This is a genomic window from Thiomonas sp., from assembly GCF_034007205.1.
In the GTDB taxonomy this organism is placed as follows: Bacteria; Pseudomonadota; Gammaproteobacteria; order Burkholderiales; family Burkholderiaceae_C; genus Thiomonas.
In genome coordinates this window covers 39933-62288 of the sequence record NZ_JAVERI010000008.1, presented here as the reverse complement: position 1 = coordinate 62288, position 22356 = coordinate 39933, and the positions used below count along the sequence as shown (strand labels likewise).

Genomic DNA, 22356 nt, shown 5'->3' with positions numbered 1-22356 from the left:
ATCTCCTCTGACCTCCGGTCAGCAGAGGCGCTAGGTCTTCAGTCGAGCTGCGCGCGCCTCGCGCCGCAGTAGGTTGCGATAACGCCAAAAGGTGCGGCTGGTCCAGAGCTTCAATAGACTCACCACATGCCAGCGCAGATAACGCAATCGAACGTGGCTACTGTGCTGCGCCGGATGAATTACTTGCACGTCAGGCACATAACGCAACACGCCACCGGCTAGCCTCATGCGTGCTGATAAATCGAAATCCTCTGCATACAGATAAAACTTCTCGTCGAAGCCGCCTATCTGCTTATAGGCTCCGGAGCGCAATAGCAAAAACGCACCTGGGAGCCATACAACATCTTTAGGCGGAGCGCTATTAATAAATTTCCTGCCAACAATCTCAAAGATATTTAGCATGCCTCGATTTGGTGCAATCTCATTGCGCTCTGGATCGAACAACGCGGGGCCTAATAATATATCGTTTGGCATTGCTTTAGAAATTAACTCCGTGAAAATATCAGACCCCAACCGAATATCCGGATTCACAACCGCAAACCACTCCGTATCGCAGAAACAAAAAGCTGCATTATGATTTTCTCCAAATCCTCTTGGCTTTTTATTATAAACTTGATCGAAAATATATTCCCTAGAATCCTCTGGACGCTGAACCCCAACAGACGGTAAATTGTGTGTTACTACAACACGCCGCAAAGATTGTGAAGCATGCCGCGCCATATCGTTCAAAAGATGATTCAACATCTCCTCTTGGCCATGAGAGACCACTGAAACAGTGACTTGCCCACCAATACCACCTATAGCATTCAAATCAATCAACATATTATTGAAAAAACCGTCTTATACTGGCTTGTTTTTGCGAAAATAACTTGTCGGATCAAGCATGAAATGCATCAATGGGGCATTTTACAGCCGAATTTTTATCAAGCAATATAACTTACCGTAAACCATTTTGATCAATCAAAAAACGGGCCAGTTCGTCCACGCACGCCATCGATCATGCCACGTGCCATCATATACAAATTTTTTATTCGCGGAGAATAAATCAATCCAAACAACATCACCTTAACCAGCATACGTAAAAAATCCTGTATCACCCAAGCCCATGGGCTGTATGACCTACGATATAGCAATATGCGATTACGCATAATATAGTATTGACGTATGGGGTTATGTCGATATATAACCCTCCCAGCCAGATGAAATGCTTGGTCACCCACGCTATGCTCAAGCACAGCTTCGCAGACCCCAAGCAATACATAGCCAATATGCCTTGAACGAAAGCACCATTCCAAATCGACATTGTCGATAAACAACCCCTCCTCCATCAAACCAATTTCATCAAAAACACTTATACGCATCAACGAACCCGAAGCCACAAGAAAATCCGATTCAACGACTATCCTATTTTTCTGGCAGTTGAGCCGCGTCACACCAAATAGCCCAAAGCGGACGAATGGCGTACTCCGTCCTGAGCGACGATCTACCAACCTAGGCCCAACCGCGGCCACGCGTCGCCCCGATCTCGGCGCCCTATCAAGAATCTCTAACAAACGCGCTACCATATCGGGTGCGGCGACACTGTCCTGGTCTAGCAACAGAATATGGGTCGCCCCGGCGCTGCGTGCCATTAATATACCCTGGTTCTGTGCTGCTGCTATGCCAGAATTACCTGCCAAAGGAACAAAATTACATGCTTCGTCATCACAAAGCGCTGCCAATGAGCTTTTGTATGGCTCTGTAGATCCATTATCAATCACAAAAAATTCTGCTACCTGATTTCGGCACGCCCGTACCGCAATGCGGAATAGTGCGAGATCAGGCCGATAAGTCACCGCGACAGCAATCACCCGCCTTTCACCGCCGCGTTGATTTTGCCCTGCCCCCGGCCTTCCATCCCAACCTTGTTGATTGGCTCCGTCCTCATCGGCTAAGCATCGTTCATGCGCCACAACCCCATCCCTTGTGCGAAACTGGTGTCACTTGTTAGCTGAGTCGGACTCAGCCCCGTCGAAATCGTAATAACATGCCGGTGCGTCTCATCTCCCAAGGAAATCCACTATTGCGAAGTGCTGCGGCCAATGTCGGTCTTGATGCAGCTTACGGCGGGTACCTCATCTTTCTCGATGACGACGATCTGTTCGAACCAACACACATCGAATGACTGCTTCAGACATTGACTGAGCGCCCAGAGGTCCTGCTTGCTCGTCTCAGACTCAGTCGCATTCGCGCTCGCCTCGCTCGCAGGCGCGCCAAGCGTTCTTAACCAGAATGATTGGGGCCTCTCAAAAGGTAGGCCTCCGCATAGTTTGGTGTGCCTCGGTAGGGCAGATTGATTCCGCGATAGGCGGACAACCCCATCATTGCTTCGAGATAATTGCCAAAGCGCAGCGCAGTCTCATGCGCCTTGAGTGCCTGAAGCTTGATATCCATGAGGTCCGTGATATCCAGAACATGGCTTGCTGGCAAGGGCGACCAGATTTCGAACCATGCCACGCTGCTCTTGCGGCCAGCAGAACTGGAGTCCACCGCGTGGCCGATTGCCGCATGGTCAGGATGCAGGTCTCCCGGCCATGGCGCAACGATCAGATCGGGTGCGGAGTCTTCAATACGTTTATTGATGCGCTCACTCAATTCCGACTCCTGCTCCAGGCAACCATCCGGCAAAAGCCAGGCGTCATAGGTATCCAAACCGAGGAAATGCAACGAGCGAGCAAATTCAGGGAGTCTTTCCGCTTTCAGATTCGTGGGGTGATTTGGTCCTCCGGAACCATCGCTCACCAGAACAAGCTCGACTTCACGTCCGGCATCAACGAGTCGGCGAAGCAAACCGCCGCAACCCATTGCCTCATCATCAGGATGCGGGATGAACGCCAGTACACGCGCGAAACTCTCAAGTGGAAACTGTTTAGGGGGCGCCAATCTTTGCACAATCACCTCCGATATGCACTTCGTATTGAGCCGAGAGTTGCGCCCAGCTTGGAATACATGCGGCGCGGGCAAGAGCCGCATCTGCCCAGCGTGTCCTCAAATTCGGCTGAACAAACAACTGACAGATCGCCTCTGCAAAATTCTCAGCAGTTGGCTCTATGAGCCAAGCGCCGTCCTGCAGGACTTCTGTGGCGCCACCTCCTGCTGCGACAACGCAGGGCAATCCAGCAGTTATCGCCTCTAAATTAGCAAACCCGAATGATTCAACCGCGCATGCACTCAGATAGATGTCTGCAGCCGCTAGGTAGAGGGAAGGATCATCCACCTCCACACAGATCGGCGGGGAAGACAAGCCTGCAGCGAGGCGCTGCAGATCTGCATGAAGACCGCCGCCAACGAAGACAAGACGTACCTCTACCCCCGCGCGCTGTGCCAAGTGACACGCGTTCAAGATCAAGTCGATTCGCTTGACGGGCGCGGTGCGCCCAAGCACAAGCGCATAAAACCCGTCTGCTTCCCAGCCTAGCTCACGCCTCGCATCTCCGCGCGACATCATCGGAGCCGGGGGGCGACCGTAGCCCAAGACAGCCCAATGTTTCGGCGTACTGTGCAGATGAAGTTCATGGCGCAGTTGACCCTCAACAGCCTTGCTGGGCAACAGGACAAAATCAGCCCGCCGCAAACCTCTGGCCTCAAGCCATATCAAAATCTGACGCCAACGCTGCGGCATGAGCAAACCATCTAGCGCCACAGCACGAGCAAACGTCCCCAAACCATGCTCTGAAATCCCCCAGCGAATTTCACGATGAGCACGATTGAAGGGGCGCAGCAACAAATAGGCTGCGGACAGCCAAGGATCTTGGAACCAGAGATGCGTGTACCCTTCGCGCTGCAGCAATAGGCGCGTACGGCGCGCTTGCACCCAACGCTCAGCCAGCGTGCTGGCCAAGGCTTCTGGCGCTCCGAGACGTTGCAAGAAGCGCGTCGTCTTGGCGTGATTTTTATGGTCTTGTTCCGTCCAGTCCGCAGCACTGATGAGTGCGACTTGGTGGCCTCTGTCTTGCAGTTCAGCAGCGATTCTTCGCACTACCTTGCCAAGACCAAAGCGAGCATCACCAGGCCGCTCACGCGTGACTATAAGCAATTTCACCTGAAAGCTTTATCGAAAATCCGAATCTCCGCCGACCAACCACCATCGATCGATCAACCGAGAAGCATCGGATACCCCAGTCCAGCAGTCTGTAGGTATGCGCATGTCAGTAGTGTGCAGCGATGTGCTCTTTGCAGGGATCAATTCGGTCGACGCAGCGGCTATCCACAAATAGACATCCTTGCAAGCTCGCAAAGCGCAGATCCGCCTTGCATGAGCAATCAGATTTGAAATATTTGCCAATGGAGCTATCAGATCGAGTATCTCAATTCGCCCCTCTGATTCGCGCCATACAATTATTCCATCCCATGTTCCGGTCAATCTGTGGCTGACTGCAAGTATTTCATATCTTTTGCTTGGATGATTTATAAAACGGTGCATAAGCCAATCGGAGCCACGCTCACCTACCACGCGCCCTATCAAATCTTGCCGCATGCCCTTCCATAATTCTTCAATCTTTCTGCGATGGGTTGCGTTTGTCGGATCGACAGAAACCAGATGTGTCGTCAAACGCGGGCGAGGAGTACCGGCGGGCCAGCGCAACTCGACAATCGATCCCGCATCTGCATATATGCCCAGACGCTGCCCGAGCTGCATACTTCGTGCAGTAGGAAAACCGAAAGCCAAAGGGCCATAGAGTTCATCCCAAGTGGCCGTCATCAAAAAGAAAGCGCCCTGCTTGGTCATGACGCCGCGATGCCCTGGATGCACCATGACATCAACCACTTGCAAAGCCCAGTTGCGCACGCCTTCCATCCAGATGTCACGATAGATCGCGCCATAATGGGCGACCAGCTCTCCATTCCGATAAGCCAGAATGGCATTGCCTCGGCCTTGCCCATATTTCCAGTCCCAGGCGGCTTCGCTCAACTCTTGGTCAAAAACAGCCTTGAACAAGGACTGGATATGAGGCATATCCTGCGCAGAGGCCAGCCTTATTTGCCAACGAGGTGCCTGCTCGGTTCGAATCAGGCACAGAATTTTCCCAGTCTTGCCGAGCAACTGCAAACCCAGTCTGGCACCGATGGTGATCCAATACTCCCGCCATTTGGGGAGGCGTGCATACTGGCTTTCGGAAAAACTCAGCAAAATCCTGCCACCCGCCATTATGGAAGCCACTGCGGACTGCAAACAGGCCAAGGCATTCACCTCCGGTGACAGCTCAACAAACCAAACTGCCGCGAGCGGGAATTCGCAATCTTCTGGTGGCACACATCCGAGGCGCGCCTGACGGCCCACAGAAGAAAGCTGCGTCGTCAGCCCGACACAAACCTGATAGCCCAGACTTTGTAAGTCAGCCGCCAACTCTGAACGAACAGGCGACCAATAAAGTAAGCGGCCAGGTGCTGCGGGCAAGTAAGCCAAACCTTCACCCAAACAGGTGTCAGGCGCAGGCCTCTGCATTTCGGCGGCCCCAAGCGATTGCTGCAGGATCATGCCGCAAATGCCGAAGTTGTCGAACGCACAGCGCCTTCAGCGACATCCGCCCAATGGTGCGGCAATGTCACGATACCTTGTTCCAGTCCCGTTTGCGTGACCAAAATCCGGGCAATGTCGCTGGCCTGATCGTAAATATGAACACCATCCTCGCTAAGCAAAAACGCCTGCACCCAGTATTCCCCCTTGAGCAACGGCAAAGCGGGGTAGGTCAGCAAAACACGACCGTTGCCCTCTGCTGTGCGTTGCAGCGCAATGCCGTCATTCAAAGTTCCCGCGCTGCAAATCCAGCGTCCATCGGCACCTGTCAAAGCAAAGGCCAGTGTCGGCGCTGGCAAGGCTGGATCGGAGGAAAAGGATGCCTCTATACACAAATCACTGGATCCCGAATGCAACTGCAATTCCTTCCCTGCCTTGCCGTCAGCCCATGCCGTCACCTTGGTCAGCCTTGCATGACCGGCCGGGATCAGCAGAGGTGAATCACTGACTGGCGCCTGAATTGGAAGGTCAACACCCGGCTGACGACCTTGACTATTCAGAAACCCGTTATATGCAGCAACAACCTGGGCAGGATCGCCATCCATCATGACCCGGCCTTGATGAACCCAGATCACACGCGTGCAAATCGCCTCGACCTGGTATAAGGAATGGGAACAAAACAGAATGGTTTTTCCAGCCTTCTTGAAACCCATGATCCGGTCGAAAGACTTTCTGGCAAAAGCCCCATCACCCACGGACAGCGCCTCATCCACAATCAGAATATCAGGATCGACGCAGGTAGCAACCGCGAACGCCAGGCGCACATACATGCCTGAGGAGTAGGTCTTGACGGGCTGCTCCATGAAATCGTGCAAACCTGAAAACTCCACAATTTCATCATACAGCGTGGCCATTCGTGTACGGCCAATACCCAAAACTGCTGCCGCAAGATAGACATTTTCGCGTCCGGTCATTTCCGGGTGAAAACCAGTGCCCAATTCCAATAAAGCGGCAATTCTCCCATGGATATTCAACTCGCCCGTGGTCGGAACCAGAGTGCGTGCCAGCAACTTAAGCAACGTACTCTTGCCCGCCCCATTCATCCCGACCAGCCCGATGACCTCTCCGGCGTCTATTTGTAGATCAAGGGTGTGCAGGGCCACAAATTCCACATGGCGCTTTTTTGCGAAAGCAATTTCCAGCAATCGGTCGAAACCATGCTTATAAAGGCTATAAGTCTTGCTGACTCCTCTCAAATCAATCGCAATCATCCAGCCACCGAAATATAAATGCCTTTATATAAATGAATTTTATAGCGCCTCACGCATGTGAGGTTGCGCCCGATAAAACAGTGCGAGCGCTGGCAGCAAGACGACAAGCCAAAGCGCGCCAGGCACCACCAGGTTCCACCAAGTCCATGCCTGCCCCTGCACCAGGGCATGCGCCAGCGCCATCAGGTGCGCAAAAGGATTGACCTGCAACCACCAAGTCATGCTCTGAGGCAACGCGGAGGGCACGTAAAGGATCGGCGTGACATACATCAACATGGTCAGAACAAAAGGTGCGAGTTGCTGCAAATCGCGCACAAATAATCCAAGCACAGCCAGCAAATAACAAAACGGCAGCAACCACAACAATAAACCCAGCATCAGCAACAGCGCGCCCAGAGCGCCCGCCCAGCCTGAAATCAGGAAAGCAACAATGAAAAAGATGCTGACATAGATTCCGCCGCTCACCAGAAGCGGAACCAGAGGGATGAGGAAAAGCGGAAAAACGGAACGTTGATACAGCGCCGCATATTCTGGCATCACACCGAGGCTGCGCTGTATGATTTCGCTCATCATCAGCCAAGGCAGCATGCCGGTCAGGTAGTAACCCACGAAACCGCCTTCCATGCCAGGAAACCGGACTTTCAACACGATATCCAGCAAAAACCACAATGCCGCCACCTGCAGAGTCGGCTGCACCAGCATCCACAAACTTCCAAGGACGGTTCCAGACGTTCTTGCAGCCATGTCGCGCCGGATGAGCAGCAACATGAGCTCCCGATGATTGCACATCGTCGCAAAGAATCTCTGGAGCATGAAGGATTTGCTTTAAAAAATAAAGCAGGCGCAATATTCTTGCGCCTGTATATGATTAAATATAATGAAAATATATCAGTAATTCAAGATCGGCTTCCCGAATGCGGGGGCATAGACAAGATACCAGTTATCTCCAACCCATACCCATGTCGTCTTGACACCTACAGTGGTCTTCTTTACGTCGACGGTCTTACCATTAGGCAGCATGATCGGTTTGCTATCGTAAGTTACCTTCTGCTCGACTTCTGCGACGTTTCCATCAATCTTTGTCTTCAAAATTTCGTATTTATAATAATTGATGTTGCCAGATTTCTCCACAAAGTCTTTTTTTGGCATGAAGGCGCGGTAGGCAAAGTCAAAAAAACCATAGGTTTTGGCGTATTTTGATTCCATCCTCAACTTCCACAGTTCATTGACCCGCTCATCGAGCATTTTTTGTTTTTGTTCCTCGGAGTAGGGTTTTACCTGAACATAAATAGGCAAGGCTTTGCTGTTGGCGGTCAGGTCCAGGTTGACTACCGTGAATTCCCCCTCCAGCTGACGGTCAGACGGAAAGGAATCCATACTCAGCGCCATGCCGTTGCCGGTGTTATACAACTTCGGCAGTCCGAGGTTCTTTTTTCCGGGGGCGCTGATAGCCTCTGGCTTGGACCAAGCAGCGCCATGATCGACCGACATGGACACATAGATATTCGGCCGAATATCGCGGAAGTCCACCCATGCCACTACGACCGGTCCGTTTTGAAAGGCCGCTATCGTCGGCAAACCAGAGTCGGTGTTGTTGAAGGCCTTGACGTCCACTCGCTGGGCAGTACCGATCCAGTCGCCTTTGGTCAGATCGACGCGACCCACATCGATTTGTGTTTTTCTTCCCTGTTGTTGTGAATTCCATGCCGCATAGACGAACTGGCCATCCGTGGCAAGGGTGATGCCGCTGTTGGTGGTCGTTTCGGTTCCTTCGAGGGTAGAGGCTGGCAGCCAGGTTTTGCCCGCGTCGGGAGAAACCAGGGACTTGATGCCATGGTGGTAATCATCGAAGGCAAGGATGATTTTGTTGCCAACCGCCAAGGTTTGAAGGGAGCTGATCTGGTTGCTCGAACGATAAAGCTCATGCACCGTCGACCAGGTTTTGCCCTCATCTCTTGTGGTGCGCATCAGCACGCGATGCACGGCATAACCGGACATGATGGTGTTGCTGTCATCCCAGAAGGCGAACAGCTCTTTGCCAATTTGAAGGGTGCGAGGCTCGACGGCGAAGCTGAGATCCGCACCGGCAGGCATCTCATCGAGGCGGACGTCAGGGCGCTGCCAGGTCAAGCCGTTGTCGGTGGAGCGGTTGAAATACACCTCATACTTGGGTGTGCGCTCATCGGAGTAGGTGGCCATCACCACACCGTCTGCGCCAAAGGACAAGGTGTAGGGCGGGAGCACGCCGTGGTTGTCGTTCACAATCGCCACGGGGCCGAAGGTTTTGCCGCCATCGACGCTGCTGGTGATGTAGAGATTCTTGGCGTTCTGGTGCGACCACCAACTGGCGTAAATGCGGCCCTTGTGCTCGTGCAACTGAAACCAGTTGCCGCCCTGCACCGGGGCTTTTTCATCCAGCAGGATCTTGTGTTCACCGATCTGAAAAGTCACTCGGCCCTCTTTGTTGTCATACAGCAGGGCATTCTGGCCATCGGAGAGTGGCATGACGGCGGGATAGGTTTCTATCGTGCCGGTTTGCAGGCTGCTGATTTGAACAACCGGCTTGGGGCCGTCATGGGGTTGCAGCGCAGAGCAGGAAGTCAAAGCGAGGACGAAAAACGCGGCCAAGAGAGAGAAGAGTGGCTTCATGAAAGGAGTGGCTTGATGCGCAACAAACTTTATGAGAGAGACCTGAAGGTCGGAAGTTCCTGCTCCTTCAAATCCATAAAAAAGGCCCCGCATCGAGCGGGGCCTTTGAGAAGGCGCAAACCCGTCGGCATCAGACGGGCTTGGCACTTTACTGCTGTTGGAACATGAACTGCTTGCCGCCGAACACGCCGCCCACAGACGGGCTCACCAGTTGCATCTTGTACATCAGCACGCCGGAGGTCGTGTCCAGAATGGTGGTACCATTCGGCGCCACGGGAGTCCAGCCCGCTTGGATCAAGCCGCCATTGGGTCCGACCGCTGCTGCTTGCGCAGTGGTCATCAGATCGGTCGGCTTTACGCTTCCTGCGCAGGTGAGGGTCTTGGAGTTGGTACCCGAGAAGAACGCTTCGTCGTTGTTGTAAACACCGCCAGTACCACCGGTACTGTTCGACACGGTAGCGGTCCCCGTCCAGTCACGGCCACCCGAGATGGCCGCGTTCATGTTACCCATCATGATGGAATACCACGAGGTGGTCACGATCGATTGGGGATAGAAGCTCAGACTGTAGCTGGTGTTGGTAATAGCAGAGAAGTCACCCTCGTTGGCAGCAGTCAAAGTATCGAGAGCATTCGAAGTCGCAGCATAAGCAGCAACCAAGCCCGTGCTGGGGTCGACGATGGCCATGTCGCCGGAGATGGCGGCAGTGCTGCTTGACGTCTTGTCGGTCACGACCAGAAAGCCGGTTTGGTTGGCGAGCGGGAAGTAGGCCGGGGTCGACGTATCGCTGGGCACCACCAGACCAAAACCACCGGCGCTCGGCGCAGCCACCGACTGCTGCAGCAGATCGTTGCCGGTCATGGAGCCATCCAGGTCGTAATGGGTGCAAGACGGGCCATAGTTGTAAACAAAGTGGAGGGTACGAGCCGTACCGACCGAACCGTCGGTGCTCAGGCTCAGCGCGCTTTGGGCACCGTTGTTGGTGCTCCAATAGGGGAACAGCAGCGAGTTGGCGTTGGCGGCGGACATGCCCACGGTGGCCAGCACGGCACCAGCAGCAGCGGCCATCAGGCTTTTCTTGAATTTGATGTTGTTCATTGAGAACTTCCTTTCAGAACGGGTTGAAAACACAGATAGCGGTGATGACTCAATTGTTGCGATCACTGCGCTGAAAACGATACTAGCATGCAAAGAAGACAAATCGTCAAGTGTTTGTGCCGTACGGAGTGCAGATGTTGGGGGAATGATGCATTGGCAAGTGACCTCTGCCTTTCCCCCTTGTGCGGCCAGACCTGAAGGGCCTTGCCGTTTCTGACTCTTGTTGCCTCCCTCTTGTTGATTTGACACTCCGACCCTGCAAGTAGTGTGCCAAGCGTTGCATCTACCCTGTATGAAACCGGGCTTATGTAACGTGGCAGAGTATAGCCACAGGCGCGAGTGTCGAGGCCAGGGTTAGAACACTTCCAAGGGCGGTTGTTGTTTTTTTTTAACGCTCTCGCCTCGCTTGCCCGACTTGGCTAGGGCTTGATGGGCTCAGCGGCGGTGGCTTTGGGCATGGCGCCCTCGATCTGCTGCTTGAGTTCATCCACCCGCTTGCGGTATTCCTGCGTGACATCGGTGGCCTCTTCGGGGTTGTTGATGACCCGCGGGGTGATGAGCACGACGAGTTCGGTGCGCACCTTGGTGACGCTCTGGGTGCCGAATAGTGCGCCCAGCACGGGGATGCGCGAGAGGTAGGGCAGGCCGGTGTTGCCGCCGCCATCCTGGTCCTGGATGAGGCCGCCGAGCACGAGCGTCTTGCCCGACTGCACGGCCACATGGGTCTGGATGGAGCGCTGGCTGATGGTGGGGGAATTGATGGCCGAGGTGGTGGTGGAGCCGGGGGTGCTGACGGCCTGAGAAATGTCCATCGACACCAGGCCGCCGGCGTTGATGCGCGGCGTGACGGTGAGCTGTACGCCGGTGTTGATGTAGTTGACGCTGGTGATGACGCCCGTGGTGGTGGTCTGTACCGGACCCAGGGTGGGAATCTGGTCGCCGATCTGGATTTGCGCGGTCTGGTTGTCGGTGACCATCAACTGCGGAGTGGAGAGAATCTTGAGATCGGAGTCTTGCGCCAGGGCGTTGAACAGTACGCGGATGTCACCCGCATCCCCAAGCTTGTAGATGGAAAAGCCATTGGCCAGGGTGGTGGGCGTGGAGGGAATGGGACCCCCTGCCGAGCCGAGGTTGCTGACGAGCTGGCCGTTGACGGTGCCGTTGTTGCTGTTGAAAAACCACTCGAGCCCGTACTGCATATTGTTGTTGAGGGTGATCTGGGCGATGGTGACCTGGATGAGCACCTGGCGCGGGCTGGAGTCGAGCCGACGCAGCGCGGCCTCGATTTTTTCGTACTCCTGCGCGGTGGCGAGGATGAGCAGGGAGTTGTTGTCTTTGTCGGCGATGATCTTGACGCCGCCTTCGGATTTGAGGGTGACGTTCTGGTCGCCGCCGGTGGTGATGGCGTTGCCCTGATTGGCCTGGCTCGCAGTCAGCCCCGGCATGCTGAGGCCGCTGCCCAGACCGGCCGTGGTGGTGTTTGTCGCCCCTGTTGTCGGTGCGCCCAGCGGGGAGGTCTGACCGCCTATGGTGGTGTTGGTGAAAATACTGCTGCCCGTCAACCCCGGCGCGACCGAGGCGGCACCGTTCGATGCGGCTGGCGCTTTGGAGGAATACAGCGAGCTGAGCACCGCAGCGAGCTTGACGGCATTGCCATTCTTGACGGGATAGACGAAAAGCTGGGTGCCGCCGTAACCGGCCTGGTCGATGCGATGGATCCAGGTCTTGGCTTTTTCGAGGTAGGCGGGCTGCGAGGTGACCACCATGAAGGCGTTGAGTTGCTCCAGCGGAATGACGCGCACCAGCCCGGCGAGCGGGTTGTTGGCCTTGTCGCCAAAGAGTTTTTCCACCGCAGGCTCGGCGCTCTTGACGTCCATATTGGCGAGCTTGTAGATGCCCACCGACATGCCGGCCATCCAGTCGACATCGAACATGTCGATGGTGTCGAGCATGTGCCGCAGTTCGCCCTGGCCGCCGGCCAGGATGAGCAGGTTGCGCACGGGGTCGATGCGCACGATGCCACCATCGGGCGTGAGGGGCTGGAGGATCTTGGCCATGTCGGCCGCGCCGATGTATTTCAGCGGCACGGCCAGCACGCTGAAGCCGGGGCGCAGCGGAATGTTGGCCCCGCCCACTTGCGGATCGACCGAGCCCTTGATGGCAACCGTCAGGGGCACGACCTTGTAGAGATTTTCTCGCGGGTCGTGCACCAGCGCGGCGCCGTTCATGCGCAGGGCGGTGTCGAGGGTGGACACGAGCGCATCCTTGGGAATGGGGCTGCTGGTGCGAATGGTGATATTGCCCTGCACCCTGGGGTCGACCACGTAGTTGACCTTGAGGATGTCGCCCAGGATGACGTGCGCGACCTCGCGGATGTCGGCGCCTTCGAGGTTGAGGGTGGTGCCTTGGGCGGTGGAGGTGTGCGTGGGTTGCACCGCCGCGGGTTGTCTGACGAATTGCCCGGTGCCCGGATAGAGGTAGGACTTGGATTTGTCTTCGTTGGCCTTCTTTTCTGATGCGGCGCTACTGGAGGTGCCCGCCGCGTAAGCAGCCGACGCCGTCGCCTGCGGCGCGCTGGCAGACGGAAACGGGCTGGGCAGAGAAGAAATATCGGGCATCAGGGGCCGGTTGGGCGGGGGCGTGGCGCACCCCCCCAAGACCAAGGCGGCACTGATGAGTGCTGCCAGCGGGCGGAGGGTGTGTTGACGTTGAACGCTCATTTTTGGTGCATTCCTAGATTGAATGACGACTAAGGCACCACCCTGGTGTGCAGGCGGGGGAACCATAGTGGTGAATTCGCATCGCTCGGGCAGTGCCGCTGGAGATGCGCTGTGACGCTGCCGTGTGACCCGAAGTCAAAGCATGGCATTATCGGTCAATCCCGGACGCCAGGACCCAATCCCCCTGGGACAGCGTGCCTCCAAACGGCACCTTGCCGACCGTGCGCCGCCGCCAGCCGACTGAGTGCAGCCACACGAGCGGCAGCCTAAGCCGCTGGCGTTGCAGCCCTTGCGCGCAGGCACAATATCGCAAGACTTCTTGCGGGGGCATCTTGCCGTGCGGTCTGATGGGCTCATGACGCCGTACCTCTTGACGCCGTAACCTCGCAGAGACAATGACACCCGTATCCCATGCGGCTTGTCTGCCCCTCTGAATCAACCTCCTTCACCGTTGATCTCGACGCCCTGACACGCACCGACATGACGACAACGCCTTTCAACCCCAGCAAAGACCAACTCCTGCTCGCCGAAATCAACGCGGCTTTCAACGGCAAAAACTATCCGCACGTCATCCACGCGGCCCGTATTTTTCTGAAAAAAAACCCCAACCACGCCCCAACGCTGCATCAGTACGCCCTGGCACTGATTCATACCGGCCGTCAGAAAGAGGCCAAACCCTTATTGCAGCGGGTCGTGGCCCTAGCGCCCAATGAAGTTCTTCCGCTATTCCACCTGGCACGGGTTCATCAAGACCTCAAGGAGCTATTCGATGCCCAAAAGATTTATATCCAACTCATCAAACGATGGCCTGAGACCCTGGATGCCTACGCCAGCTACGGCTCGCTGCTGCAATCCGCCGGTCGATTGAAAGAGGCGGAGCAGCTTTACCGAACTGCGATCTCCATCGCTCCATCATCCTTCATCAACCGAAGAAATCTCGCGGCCTTATTGCTCACCCAAGGGCTCACTCAGGGCGACAAGGATGAAGCCTTTGAAATTTACCAAGACCTTTGGGAAAAAACGCGATCGCATATCGCGGGCATGGAGTTGGCGGACTTATTGACCAAAAACGGTCAATACGATCAGGCCATCACCCTCTACAAAGAAATTCTGGACAGCGGCGCCAATCGCGTACCAGCCCTGTTGGGTCTCGCTGAGGCGCACCAAAAACAGGGCGACAACGACAAGGCCATTGCTTATTACCAAAATGTACTTGAATCCAGCCCTGAGAATGCCCACGCCCTGCTGAAGTTGGCCAATCTTTTGTCCACCAGAAAGGAGGAGGCAGATCGAGCGGCGCTTCTTTATCAAAAAGGCCAGGCACTCCACCCTGACAATCCTTTATTCAATCTGGGCTTGGCCAATCTTTATGAAAGAAGCGGCCAAGTGCACAAGGCCATGCCTCTTCTCTCAAGGCTGCACAGGCAGCACCCTGAAAAGGCAGAATTTCTCTTTTCACTCGCCAATCTTTTTTTTGCCTCAGGCGATTTCTCGCAAGCTGAGAAGCTGTATAGGGATGCCTTATGGCGAGAACCCAACAGCCTCACAAGCCATAGCAATCTTTTCTACGTTTTCGCTAGTTCAGGGTGCGATTCCAATGAGCAGCGAGAAAATGAACTTAGAAGATTCGGCGCTCGTTTGAGTAGAATGCGGCTCACCGATTTCCAATATAAAAACACGGAAGACGTATCCCTGAACATTGGTTTTGTGTCCGCAGATCTTCACAATCACCCGGTCGGCCATTTCATGGATGCCGTGCTTTCTGCCATCCATCAAAGGCATCACGACAAAATCAAGGTCTTCATCTACAGCAACAGCACGACCGTCGATAGTGTAAGCGAGAGAATACAGGCCAGCTCGGCGGCCTGGCGCGCCATCAATTCCTTGACGGACCAAGAGGCGGCGGAACTCATTCATCATGATGACATCCACATATTGATCGATCTTGCGGGGCATACGGGCGCAAATCGCCTTGCGGTTTTTGCACGGCGCCCTGCTCCTGTGCAGGTCACTTGGCTAGGTTATTTTGCCACCACGGGCGTAAATGAGATCGACTATCTGTTGTGTGATCCCTGGAGTCAGGCGGATCAAGCGGCCGAATTTTTCAGCGAGGCATTGTGGCCGCTTCCCGAAACCCGACTCTGTTTTACTCCCCCGGAATTCGACATCGCCCCCCAAAGAACCCCCAGCGGCACAAGAAGCGCGCCTTTCTTCGGCTGTTTCAATCAATATCTCAAATTAAACGATGAGGTGATTGAAACATGGTCAAAAATTCTGCTGCAATTGCCCCATAGCACGCTTTTTTTGAAAACACGCCATCTCGCAGACCCCGAGTTGCAGGCCGAGTTGATGGCGAAATTTCAAGCACAGGGCATCAGCGCAAATCGGCTCATTCTAGAGGGGGAAAGCAGTCGCGAAGACTATCTCGCGTGCTTCAATCGCATCGACATCAGCCTAGACCCATTTCCTTACACTGGAGGCACTACCACGGTCGAGAGCCTCTGGATGGGCGTGCCCGTATTGACCCTGGCAGGACAAACGCTCATCGGCAGGCAAGGTCTTGGCCTGCTGATGAATGCCGGCTTGCCCAACTGGGTGGCCTATAGCAAAGAGGAATACATCGCCAAGGCGGTGGCTTGGGCTGGCAAAATCGACGAACTCGCCCAGTTGCGCCCGGCCCTGCGGCAACAGGTGCTAGCCTCCCCGCTATTCGATGCCGACCGTTTCGCCCGGCATTTCACGCAGGCCATGACGCAGATGTGGGAACGCCACCTTCAGAATCCCGCACCTCGTCCCATTCGTTGGCCTGATTATCCTCTGGACAGCGATTTTCAAGGGACTGTGCGCGTCGTGAGCGCCACACAAAAGACCGAGGCCGAATTCTGGGCGGAATCTGCGCTGGGGCGATCACTGCCTTACCATTTGGAGAGAGATGCACGCATCAAACCTCAGATCGCCTTTGCAAACCGGCGCGGCCTACCAGAAATTTTCAATGCAGCCATCGAAGCGGCCGATGATGGCGATATTCTCGTTTTCATGCACGACGATGTATGGCTGGATGAACTCGGCGGCCTGACAAAAATACTCCGGGAAGGGCTGGTACATTTTGATGTGTGGGGTGTAGCGGGCAACAAGAGAAGGCTGCCGGGGCAGGTAGGATGGGGACACTTAGATGATAATCTGAAATCTGACCAGCGCATCAATTTCACCGGGCGTATTGCGCATGGCAAGGAACCCTATGGGGCCACGTCTTACTTTGGTGGCATGCCCGCCCCCTGCGAACTGCTCGACGGCGTGTTTCTGGTCACACAAAAATCGCGCCTACAGCCCAAAAAAGTTCGGTTCGACCCGAAATTCGATTTTCATTTATATGACATCGATTTTTGTCGATCAGCACGAAAAGCCGGACTAAGGCTAGGCACATGGCCGATTGAACTCACCCACCAAAGCCAAGGTAGCTTTTTCAGCACACATTGGAGAAAAAAAGCGCAACTGTATCTCAAAAAATGGGGAAACTGATATAGGATGATCTACATTTAATTTTTGATTTCATTATTTTTGTGCGTAACCTGAGCCCTGCAATCGAACCCTAGAATTGAATTGAAAGCCAACTCGTTGCCAATCTGATGCAAAAGCTGCTGCCTGAACAAATAGAACTGATCCTCCGGCGGTTTGAAAGACTGAGGCATTTTTCTCATGTGCACATAAAACTCAACTCCTCCCGTCTGCTCGATTTCGATGACATGAAATGGCATGAGTCCGAGAAATTGCAACTCAATCATGATCAAATAAAATGAAGAAGGCGTAAAAACATGGCAGTGAGTATCTGCACATTCTGTCGGTTTATTTTTTGACCTCTCCACCCAATTTTTATAGTGAAGCATCAGATTTTTATCCACCTGAACCCCCCTGGGATTGCCAGTCTGCAAAAAAGCCAGATTTGAGCCATACCTCGCATTCAGCGAGCCATGCGCAAAAATCTGCGTCACAGTAGGCATCACCCTATCTTCTGCATAAGCGGCCAGGAAATCTGCGGTAATAGAATGCGGGCGAAAATAATCAAAACAACCCCGCTTATCGGGAATGGCCATCGATAAGATACCGTTTTCCTTCAGCACCTTGGCTGCGCCCTGCAAGAACTTGATCGGGTTGGGTAAATGCTCAAAATTATGCGAGGAAATGATGTAATCAAAAGTACCCAGTCCATCGCGCGCAGCAATCAGCTCTTCAATATCCGAAGCCGACCCTACAACATCCACCTCTTCTATATTTTCAATGAGATCATTCGACAAATTTTCGTCGTTTTGATTTTTTTGCCGCAGTTCATCGAGCGAAAACAAATCGAGTGATAAGCAGTTCCAGCCGTCGCGCTTGGGGGCGAGTGGCGTATGCCACGGGGCAATTTCAATGCCCTTCATTTTTTTGTCAATGTACTTGATGACTTTTTCGATTCGGTTCATTTGACTCTCAAGGTGGGCACTTTCCATCGGGTGTGCAGGGAGCCAGTCCCATTTTCGCTCGCTGCAGATTGAGTTGTTCCAGGCCTGGATCGACCGCGGGCTGGGCTGGACCAGCGCTTGCCCGCGCTGAGTTTTGCGGCGGTGTAACGGCCGCTTTGGCGGCGGAACCTGTCGAAGTTGGCCGGGGTGGTAGCGGCGGAGTCGCCACACGGTTGCCGCTCAAGGCGACATCGAGATCGAGCGTGACTTTCTGTCCGTTCTGATCGAGGGTCGCGCCATTTGATTTGACGGAATCCAGCGCCAGGCCGTCCTTGGCTTTTTCTCCTGTTTTCAGGCGCTCGGTTTTGCCGGTTTTGGTGTTGCGCAAGAGCACGACGGATTCTTGGGCGGATTGAGCAATGCCGGTGAGCTGGAACGACTCGGGCGGAGGAGCTGCTGCAGCCACTTTGGATTCGGCAGGGGTGCGGGAGGAGACGAACAGCGGTTGTTCGGTGATCTGTGCATAACTGGCCAGTGGGCGCAGTTGAAAGGGCGCCTGGAGGTTCAAGGCGGGCGGGGTGGCGGCCTGGCGGGTGTTGAGCGCCAGCACGCTGTCTCGCAGCGCGACGCCCTGCTGCCCTTCATAGATCAGGAGGGACACCAAGGCAGCGGCCATGACGAGCAGGGTGGCGCTCAGTTGCTTTTGTCCGGTGAAATGCAGCGCACTCATGCTGCCTCCTTTTTACGCACATAGCCGGTGAGGTCGAACTGCACCTGCAGTTGCAAGGGGGGCACAGCGCTGTTGCGGGGAAGATAGGCGTTGATGGCGCGGATGCTGAGGTTGTTGATGAATAGATAGGGCGTAGCGGTTTCGAGCTGGTAGAGCAGCTTTTCCACGCCGTCGAGCCCGCCGGTGAGCTGCACGTTGATGCCGACGCGGGTGAGTGGGTCTTCATCCTTGGGGGGGAGGATGTTCATACTGAGAAGCTTGCCGCCATTGGCGTCGATCAAACGCTTGGCGTTTTCCTGGATCTCGGCTGCGGCAAGAACAGGGTTGGGGTTGCGCAGGTAGAACCGAGAGGGGTTGAGACGCTGGAGTTCGAGCATCTGCTGCTGCAGTTTGGGCGCCATGGAAATGATGCGCTGCTCGCGGGTCAGGCGATCGACGCGTTGATCGATGGCGGACTGATAGCGGGCGTTCAACTGCAGGGCGGGAATGGCGATGGCGGCAGCAACTGCGCACAAGACGGCCAGCAGCAGGAGCACGGCCAGGGCGCGGCTTTGCCCGGGCGTCATGGGGGTCAGGGTGAGATTCATTTGGGATTCGATGCAGCGGAAACCGGCTTGGGTGCGCTGGCAGCGGAAGGCCTGGCAGCGCTCGCTGCCGTAGTGGGCGCCGAGGCGGCGGAACTGGCTGGCGCCTGGGGCTTGGCGGGCTGTGACGCGGCGCGCTGAGGCAGCGGCGTTTGCGCGGGCTGCGCTTTGAGTTGCGCTTCGCTGGGCACGAGGGAAGTGGTATCGACCTGCATGCTGAGCTGGAAATGCTCGGTGTTTTCGCCAGCGCCTTTGGTCAGCGGAGCGGTGAAGTTGGCGCCGCTGAGCACGCGGGAATTTTCGATCAGACCGATGAGCTTGGAGGCGGAACCGGTGTCGCCCTGGATCTGCAGGGTGTTGCCATTGAGGTTGAGCTGCTGCACCCAGGTGTCTTTGGGCAGCAGGCGGGTGAGTTCATCGAGCAGCAACAGGGCGGAGGGCTGGGTGCGCTTTTTTTCGCTGAGCAGGTTGTAGATCTGCTGCTCGGCCTGAACCCTGTCGCGCAGTTGCTCGACTTTTTGTGTGGCCCGGTCGGCCTGGGTCACGACCGGAATGAGCTGGATCGATGCCTCGCGTTTGATCCAGATGGGCAACAGGATGGCCGCGATGCCGAGCAGGATGACCAAGGACAGAAGGGCGAGATTGCTTTTGCTGAGACGAAGATTGCGTTTTGGGCGCGCGGTATCGGGCAGGAAGTTCAGTGGCGGCACATTCGGCACGAGGTCGTCAAGGGTGATGGCGGCCGCGGGCTTCAAGCCCAGGTTGTGCAGGTGCTGCAAAGCCTGGTCGACCACGCCGCGCGGCACGACGCCAAGCAACACGGTGAGCTTGCCCAGCGCAGCGTCGCGGTGAAGCAAGCGGTAGTCGAAATACACCTGCTCGGCCCGAAACGGGGTGTAGTGATCGATTTCGTACTGAATGACGGTGCGCAGATTTTCCTCGGCCGCAAGCGGCAGGGCGATCTCCTTGCGCAACACTTGACGCGGCGGCAGCGCCAGAAGATAGGGCTGGTCAGAGTGGAGATGCGCCGCCTTGAGCACGGCGGCGACAGCCTGTTGTTGCGCACGAAAGTCGCTTCCTTCCAGGGTTTTGCGAGCGACCTCGACCCAACGCCCACCCTGATGGCGGCGGACCGAGAACACTCCATCTTCGACGCTGCTCAGGCAGCTCTCGAAGGGGTCGGTTGCGCCCGAGCGCCATGAGGCGGGCAACAGCGCGGCCAACTCCGAACCCCACCAGTCGAGGAAGGCGCGCCATTGCATGGAAAGCGTTTGCCGGATGTCGGCCGAACGTGGGGAGGTGATTGCCATCGGGGATCTGCTTGATGCGTGGGGCAAGGCCTTGCCCGCAAAGGGGCAAAGTCCAAGGGGCAAAGTGTATTGGATCGCTGGGTTTGAAACCGGGTCAGCCTGACGAATCGGCCTGCGCCTCAGACGTTGGCGGATAAGCCTCGCGCCATGAAAGGATCTGGTAGGGGTGGCCGGGCTGACCGGTGATGCGCACCACGGCCTCGCGGGCATACCCCGCTCCGTCAGACAGACTGACCTGGGCGAGCACGCCCACGAAGCCAGAAAGCGCCGCGACGTTATAGCTCCCGGCCTGCGTCAGCGGCGGCACGGCCTGCCCGCCTTGCCATAGCGCGGCTCGCTGCTGGGCGTAGGCATTGGCGAGCTCCGGGCTCACGCCTGGAAGGGCGCGCAGCACGGACTCGGGGGCGAGCATGGTGTTGACACCGGGCAAGCCGGTGAAGACCGTCACCAAGGGGGCAAGACGGCGAAAGAGTTGCGGCGTGATGCCGGGCACTTGTTGCAACGCTTCGATGTTGCGAAAAGGACCGTGCGCAGCCACGGCGCCAAGCTGAGGCTGCAAGCCGGCGCCTGCGGGCTGTGGTGCGCGCCAACTGACGATGGTGAGCGCGAGCTGGGCGGCACGGTCGGCATCCACGCCGACCGACTGCAGCAGGGACGTCAGCAGGGCGGGCGGCGCGCCGTTCAGGTCGATCTTGCCGGATTCGTCGGTGAGGGTCACGGCGATATCGTGGCCTTCGATCTGCATGCGGTGCGTCTGTCCATTGGCTTTCCAGGCTGTCGGCAGGTTCTGCGCGCTGAGGAGTTCGAAAACGCCTTTCATCACCCCGCCGTCGGCCAGCTCTCGCGCCTTGGCCGTCTCAATGGCGTTCGCGGCCATCTGCGTGCTGGTATGCACGCTGTAGGCGAAACTGCCAGCGATGATGGTGAGCAGCACCAAGACCCAGAGCACGAGGATCAGGGCGATGCCGCGCTGGGCGACCGGGGCGGAAATCGTCGCGCCGACTTTCATCGCACACTTGCCGCTGCGGCCATATCCACACGCGGCGCCACGACCAGATCGGGCCAGGTCTGGCCGTCATCGAACACAATGTTCATGCGGATGAGCTGGGGGGCATTGCTGTTGTCTGGCCAGTCCGCAAGCCAGGAAGCCGGTTGATTGCTGCCGAATGGCACCCCGTAATAGGAAAACGCCAGATGCGCCACGTGGCGCGCCAGAATGACCGGTGCATACGCGGAGGATTCATCAGTCGAGGGCTGCTCGTGGGCGAGTCCGTCCGCATCGACCGGCTCGCGCCACAGGGTCAGGGCCTGCCGACCATTCTCCTGCTGCGACAGGCCAAAGGTCAGCACATACAGGCCGCCCTTGACTGCCGCCTGGGGCATGAGGGCGACAAAACGCAGGCGCTTGGCGCTGCCTTGATAGCCGAGCAGCACGGCCTTGGGATCTTGCGGGTCTTGCTTGAGGCGGTAGGCGACGGCCTGGGAGATTTCACGCCGCATGAAATCCTCGACCAGTTGCATCTGCGACACGTGGTCGGTGAAGGCGCTGCCGCGATCCCAACTGCTGGAGGCGAGCCGCAGCCCGCCGAACAGCAGCATGAGCAGCATGCTCAGCAACAGCATGGCGATCATCATTTCGAGCAGGGTCAGACCATGCTGGGGACGGCGAGTCTTGCGCATCATGTGGTCGATGGGCCGATCTTGAGGGTCTGCAAGACGACCGAGCGCGTGGCAGCGCCTTCGCCCCATTTGACCGTGAGATCGACCTGGTAGAGCGTCGCCAAGCCCCCAGGCGCCATGGCCAGCGGAGTGACGCGCGCCGACCAACGGTAAACATCGTCGATGTCGCCCGACTGGTCGCCCGCCGTCAAGGGGCGCGATACGCCGATCTCGGCCAGCCGGGACTGCGCATCGAGCACGGCGCGGGTGTAGTGCTGGCCATCGCCGAGGTTGCGCAGACCGCCGGAGAAAATGTTGAGCAGCACCCCGAGCGTCAGGGCCAGAATGGCGAAGGCGACGAGCACTTCGAGCAGGGAAAATCCGCTCACGGATCTCGGGGT

At 56.3% G+C, this 22356-nt stretch carries 19 protein-coding genes; 2 read left to right on the top strand and 17 right to left on the bottom strand.

Annotated elements, in window-relative coordinates:
• Positions 1–30: 30 nt before the first annotated feature.
• Together RBR52_RS08225 and RBR52_RS08220 are read right to left on the bottom strand one after the other, a co-directional pair.
• A complete protein-coding gene (locus RBR52_RS08225; protein WP_320376721.1) occupies positions 31–822 on the bottom strand; it encodes a glycosyltransferase family 2 protein in 792 nt (263 codons plus the stop codon).
• A gap of 134 nt (positions 823–956) precedes the next feature.
• Positions 957–1952: a glycosyltransferase family 2 protein gene (locus tag RBR52_RS08220; protein ID WP_320376720.1), complete on the bottom strand. Its 996-nt coding sequence runs from the start codon at positions 1950–1952 to the stop codon at positions 957–959.
• A gap of 74 nt (positions 1953–2026) precedes the next feature.
• On the opposite strand from RBR52_RS08220, the gene RBR52_RS08215 reads away from it, so the two are divergent.
• Positions 2027–2164: a glycosyltransferase family A protein gene (locus tag RBR52_RS08215; RefSeq protein WP_320376719.1), complete on the top strand. Its 138-nt coding sequence runs from the start codon at positions 2027–2029 to the stop codon at positions 2162–2164.
• Positions 2165–2262: 98 nt separating this feature from the next.
• Here the strand turns inward: RBR52_RS08215 and RBR52_RS08210 are convergent, their stop codons facing one another.
• The 8 genes from RBR52_RS08210 to gspD all read right to left on the bottom strand — a co-directional run bounded on the left by RBR52_RS08210 (position 2263) and on the right by gspD (position 13131).
• Positions 2263–2937 (bottom strand): PIG-L family deacetylase, encoded by a 675-nt coding sequence (locus tag RBR52_RS08210; protein WP_320376718.1) that lies wholly within the window; start codon positions 2935–2937, stop codon positions 2263–2265.
• Complete coding sequence (locus RBR52_RS08205) at positions 2909–4081, bottom strand: glycosyltransferase family 4 protein (RefSeq protein ID WP_320376717.1); 1173 nt, start codon at positions 4079–4081, stop codon at positions 2909–2911. Before RBR52_RS08205 ends, RBR52_RS08210 begins: the two co-directional genes overlap by 29 nt.
• Positions 4082–4090: 9 nt before the next feature.
• Positions 4091–5518: a GNAT family N-acetyltransferase gene (locus tag RBR52_RS08200; RefSeq protein WP_320376716.1), complete on the bottom strand. Its 1428-nt coding sequence runs from the start codon at positions 5516–5518 to the stop codon at positions 4091–4093.
• Positions 5515–6768: an ABC transporter ATP-binding protein gene (locus RBR52_RS08195; RefSeq protein WP_320376715.1), complete on the bottom strand. Its 1254-nt coding sequence runs from the start codon at positions 6766–6768 to the stop codon at positions 5515–5517. The genes RBR52_RS08200 and RBR52_RS08195 overlap by 4 nt, the downstream gene beginning before the upstream one ends.
• Positions 6769–6807: 39 nt before the next feature.
• Positions 6808–7536, bottom strand: a complete 729-nt coding sequence (locus tag RBR52_RS08190) for an ABC transporter permease (RefSeq protein WP_320376714.1) — start codon at positions 7534–7536, stop codon at positions 6808–6810.
• 120 nt (positions 7537–7656) lie between these two features.
• Positions 7657–9417 (bottom strand): sialidase family protein, encoded by a 1761-nt coding sequence (locus RBR52_RS08185; RefSeq protein ID WP_320376713.1) that lies wholly within the window; start codon positions 9415–9417, stop codon positions 7657–7659.
• 148 nt (positions 9418–9565) lie between these two features.
• Positions 9566–10513 carry a hypothetical protein gene (locus tag RBR52_RS08180; RefSeq protein WP_320376712.1) on the bottom strand — a complete coding sequence of 316 codons (948 nt, stop codon included), beginning with the start codon at positions 10511–10513 and terminating at the stop codon, positions 9566–9568.
• A 419-nt stretch (positions 10514–10932) separates the two neighbouring features.
• Positions 10933–13131, bottom strand: a complete 2199-nt coding sequence (gene gspD, locus RBR52_RS08175; RefSeq protein WP_320376711.1) for a type II secretion system secretin GspD — start codon at positions 13129–13131, stop codon at positions 10933–10935.
• 582 nt (positions 13132–13713) lie between these two features.
• On the opposite strand from gspD, the gene RBR52_RS08170 reads away from it, so the two are divergent.
• Positions 13714–16752: a tetratricopeptide repeat protein gene (locus RBR52_RS08170; protein ID WP_320376710.1), complete on the top strand. Its 3039-nt coding sequence runs from the start codon at positions 13714–13716 to the stop codon at positions 16750–16752.
• Between the two features lie 17 nt (positions 16753–16769).
• Here the strand turns inward: RBR52_RS08170 and RBR52_RS08165 are convergent, their stop codons facing one another.
• The 7 genes from RBR52_RS08165 to RBR52_RS08135 form a co-directional block, all read right to left on the bottom strand.
• The gene (locus RBR52_RS08165; protein WP_320376709.1) at positions 16770–17693 is read right to left on the bottom strand and encodes a class I SAM-dependent methyltransferase; all 924 of its coding nucleotides are present in this window, start codon (positions 17691–17693) and stop codon (positions 16770–16772) included.
• A 7-nt stretch (positions 17694–17700) separates the two neighbouring features.
• Positions 17701–18402 carry a hypothetical protein gene (locus tag RBR52_RS08160; protein WP_320376708.1) on the bottom strand — a complete coding sequence of 234 codons (702 nt, stop codon included), beginning with the start codon at positions 18400–18402 and terminating at the stop codon, positions 17701–17703.
• Positions 18399–18989, bottom strand: a complete 591-nt coding sequence (gene gspM, locus RBR52_RS08155; RefSeq protein WP_320376707.1) for a type II secretion system protein GspM — start codon at positions 18987–18989, stop codon at positions 18399–18401. Before gspM ends, RBR52_RS08160 begins: the two co-directional genes overlap by 4 nt.
• Positions 18986–20296, bottom strand: a complete 1311-nt coding sequence (locus tag RBR52_RS08150; protein WP_320376706.1) for a PilN domain-containing protein — start codon at positions 20294–20296, stop codon at positions 18986–18988. Before RBR52_RS08150 ends, gspM begins: the two co-directional genes overlap by 4 nt.
• Positions 20297–20390: 94 nt before the next feature.
• Positions 20391–21305, bottom strand: a complete 915-nt coding sequence (locus RBR52_RS08145) for a type II secretion system protein GspK (protein WP_320376705.1) — start codon at positions 21303–21305, stop codon at positions 20391–20393.
• Positions 21302–21979: a prepilin-type N-terminal cleavage/methylation domain-containing protein gene (locus RBR52_RS08140; protein ID WP_320376704.1), complete on the bottom strand. Its 678-nt coding sequence runs from the start codon at positions 21977–21979 to the stop codon at positions 21302–21304. The genes RBR52_RS08145 and RBR52_RS08140 overlap by 4 nt, the downstream gene beginning before the upstream one ends.
• The gene (locus RBR52_RS08135) at positions 21976–22344 is read right to left on the bottom strand and encodes a hypothetical protein (RefSeq protein WP_320376703.1); all 369 of its coding nucleotides are present in this window, start codon (positions 22342–22344) and stop codon (positions 21976–21978) included. Before RBR52_RS08135 ends, RBR52_RS08140 begins: the two co-directional genes overlap by 4 nt.
• Positions 22345–22356: the final 12 nt, after the last annotated feature.

Coding starts and splice junctions, on each gene's coding strand:
- RBR52_RS08200 (WP_320376716.1), bottom strand. CDS start 5,518: ATGATCCTGCAGCAATCGCTTGGGGCCGCCGAAATGCAGAGGCCTGCG.
- RBR52_RS08180 (WP_320376712.1), bottom strand. CDS start 10,513: ATGAACAACATCAAATTCAAGAAAAGCCTGATGGCCGCTGCTGCTGGT.
- RBR52_RS08225 (WP_320376721.1), bottom strand. CDS start 822: ATGTTGATTGATTTGAATGCTATAGGTGGTATTGGTGGGCAAGTCACT.
- RBR52_RS08140 (WP_320376704.1), bottom strand. CDS start 21,979: ATGATGCGCAAGACTCGCCGTCCCCAGCATGGTCTGACCCTGCTCGAA.
- RBR52_RS08160 (WP_320376708.1), bottom strand. CDS start 18,402: ATGAGTGCGCTGCATTTCACCGGACAAAAGCAACTGAGCGCCACCCTG.
- RBR52_RS08150 (WP_320376706.1), bottom strand. CDS start 20,296: ATGGCAATCACCTCCCCACGTTCGGCCGACATCCGGCAAACGCTTTCC.
- gspD (WP_320376711.1), bottom strand. CDS start 13,131: ATGCCCGATATTTCTTCTCTGCCCAGCCCGTTTCCGTCTGCCAGCGCG.
- RBR52_RS08185 (WP_320376713.1), bottom strand. CDS start 9,417: ATGAAGCCACTCTTCTCTCTCTTGGCCGCGTTTTTCGTCCTCGCTTTG.
- RBR52_RS08215 (WP_320376719.1), top strand. CDS start 2,027: ATGCCGGTGCGTCTCATCTCCCAAGGAAATCCACTATTGCGAAGTGCT.
- gspM (WP_320376707.1), bottom strand. CDS start 18,989: ATGAATCTCACCCTGACCCCCATGACGCCCGGGCAAAGCCGCGCCCTG.
- RBR52_RS08190 (WP_320376714.1), bottom strand. CDS start 7,536: ATGTTGCTGCTCATCCGGCGCGACATGGCTGCAAGAACGTCTGGAACC.
- RBR52_RS08195 (WP_320376715.1), bottom strand. CDS start 6,768: ATGATTGCGATTGATTTGAGAGGAGTCAGCAAGACTTATAGCCTTTAT.
- RBR52_RS08170 (WP_320376710.1), top strand. CDS start 13,714: ATGACGACAACGCCTTTCAACCCCAGCAAAGACCAACTCCTGCTCGCC.
- RBR52_RS08145 (WP_320376705.1), bottom strand. CDS start 21,305: ATGAAAGTCGGCGCGACGATTTCCGCCCCGGTCGCCCAGCGCGGCATC.
- RBR52_RS08165 (WP_320376709.1), bottom strand. CDS start 17,693: ATGAACCGAATCGAAAAAGTCATCAAGTACATTGACAAAAAAATGAAG.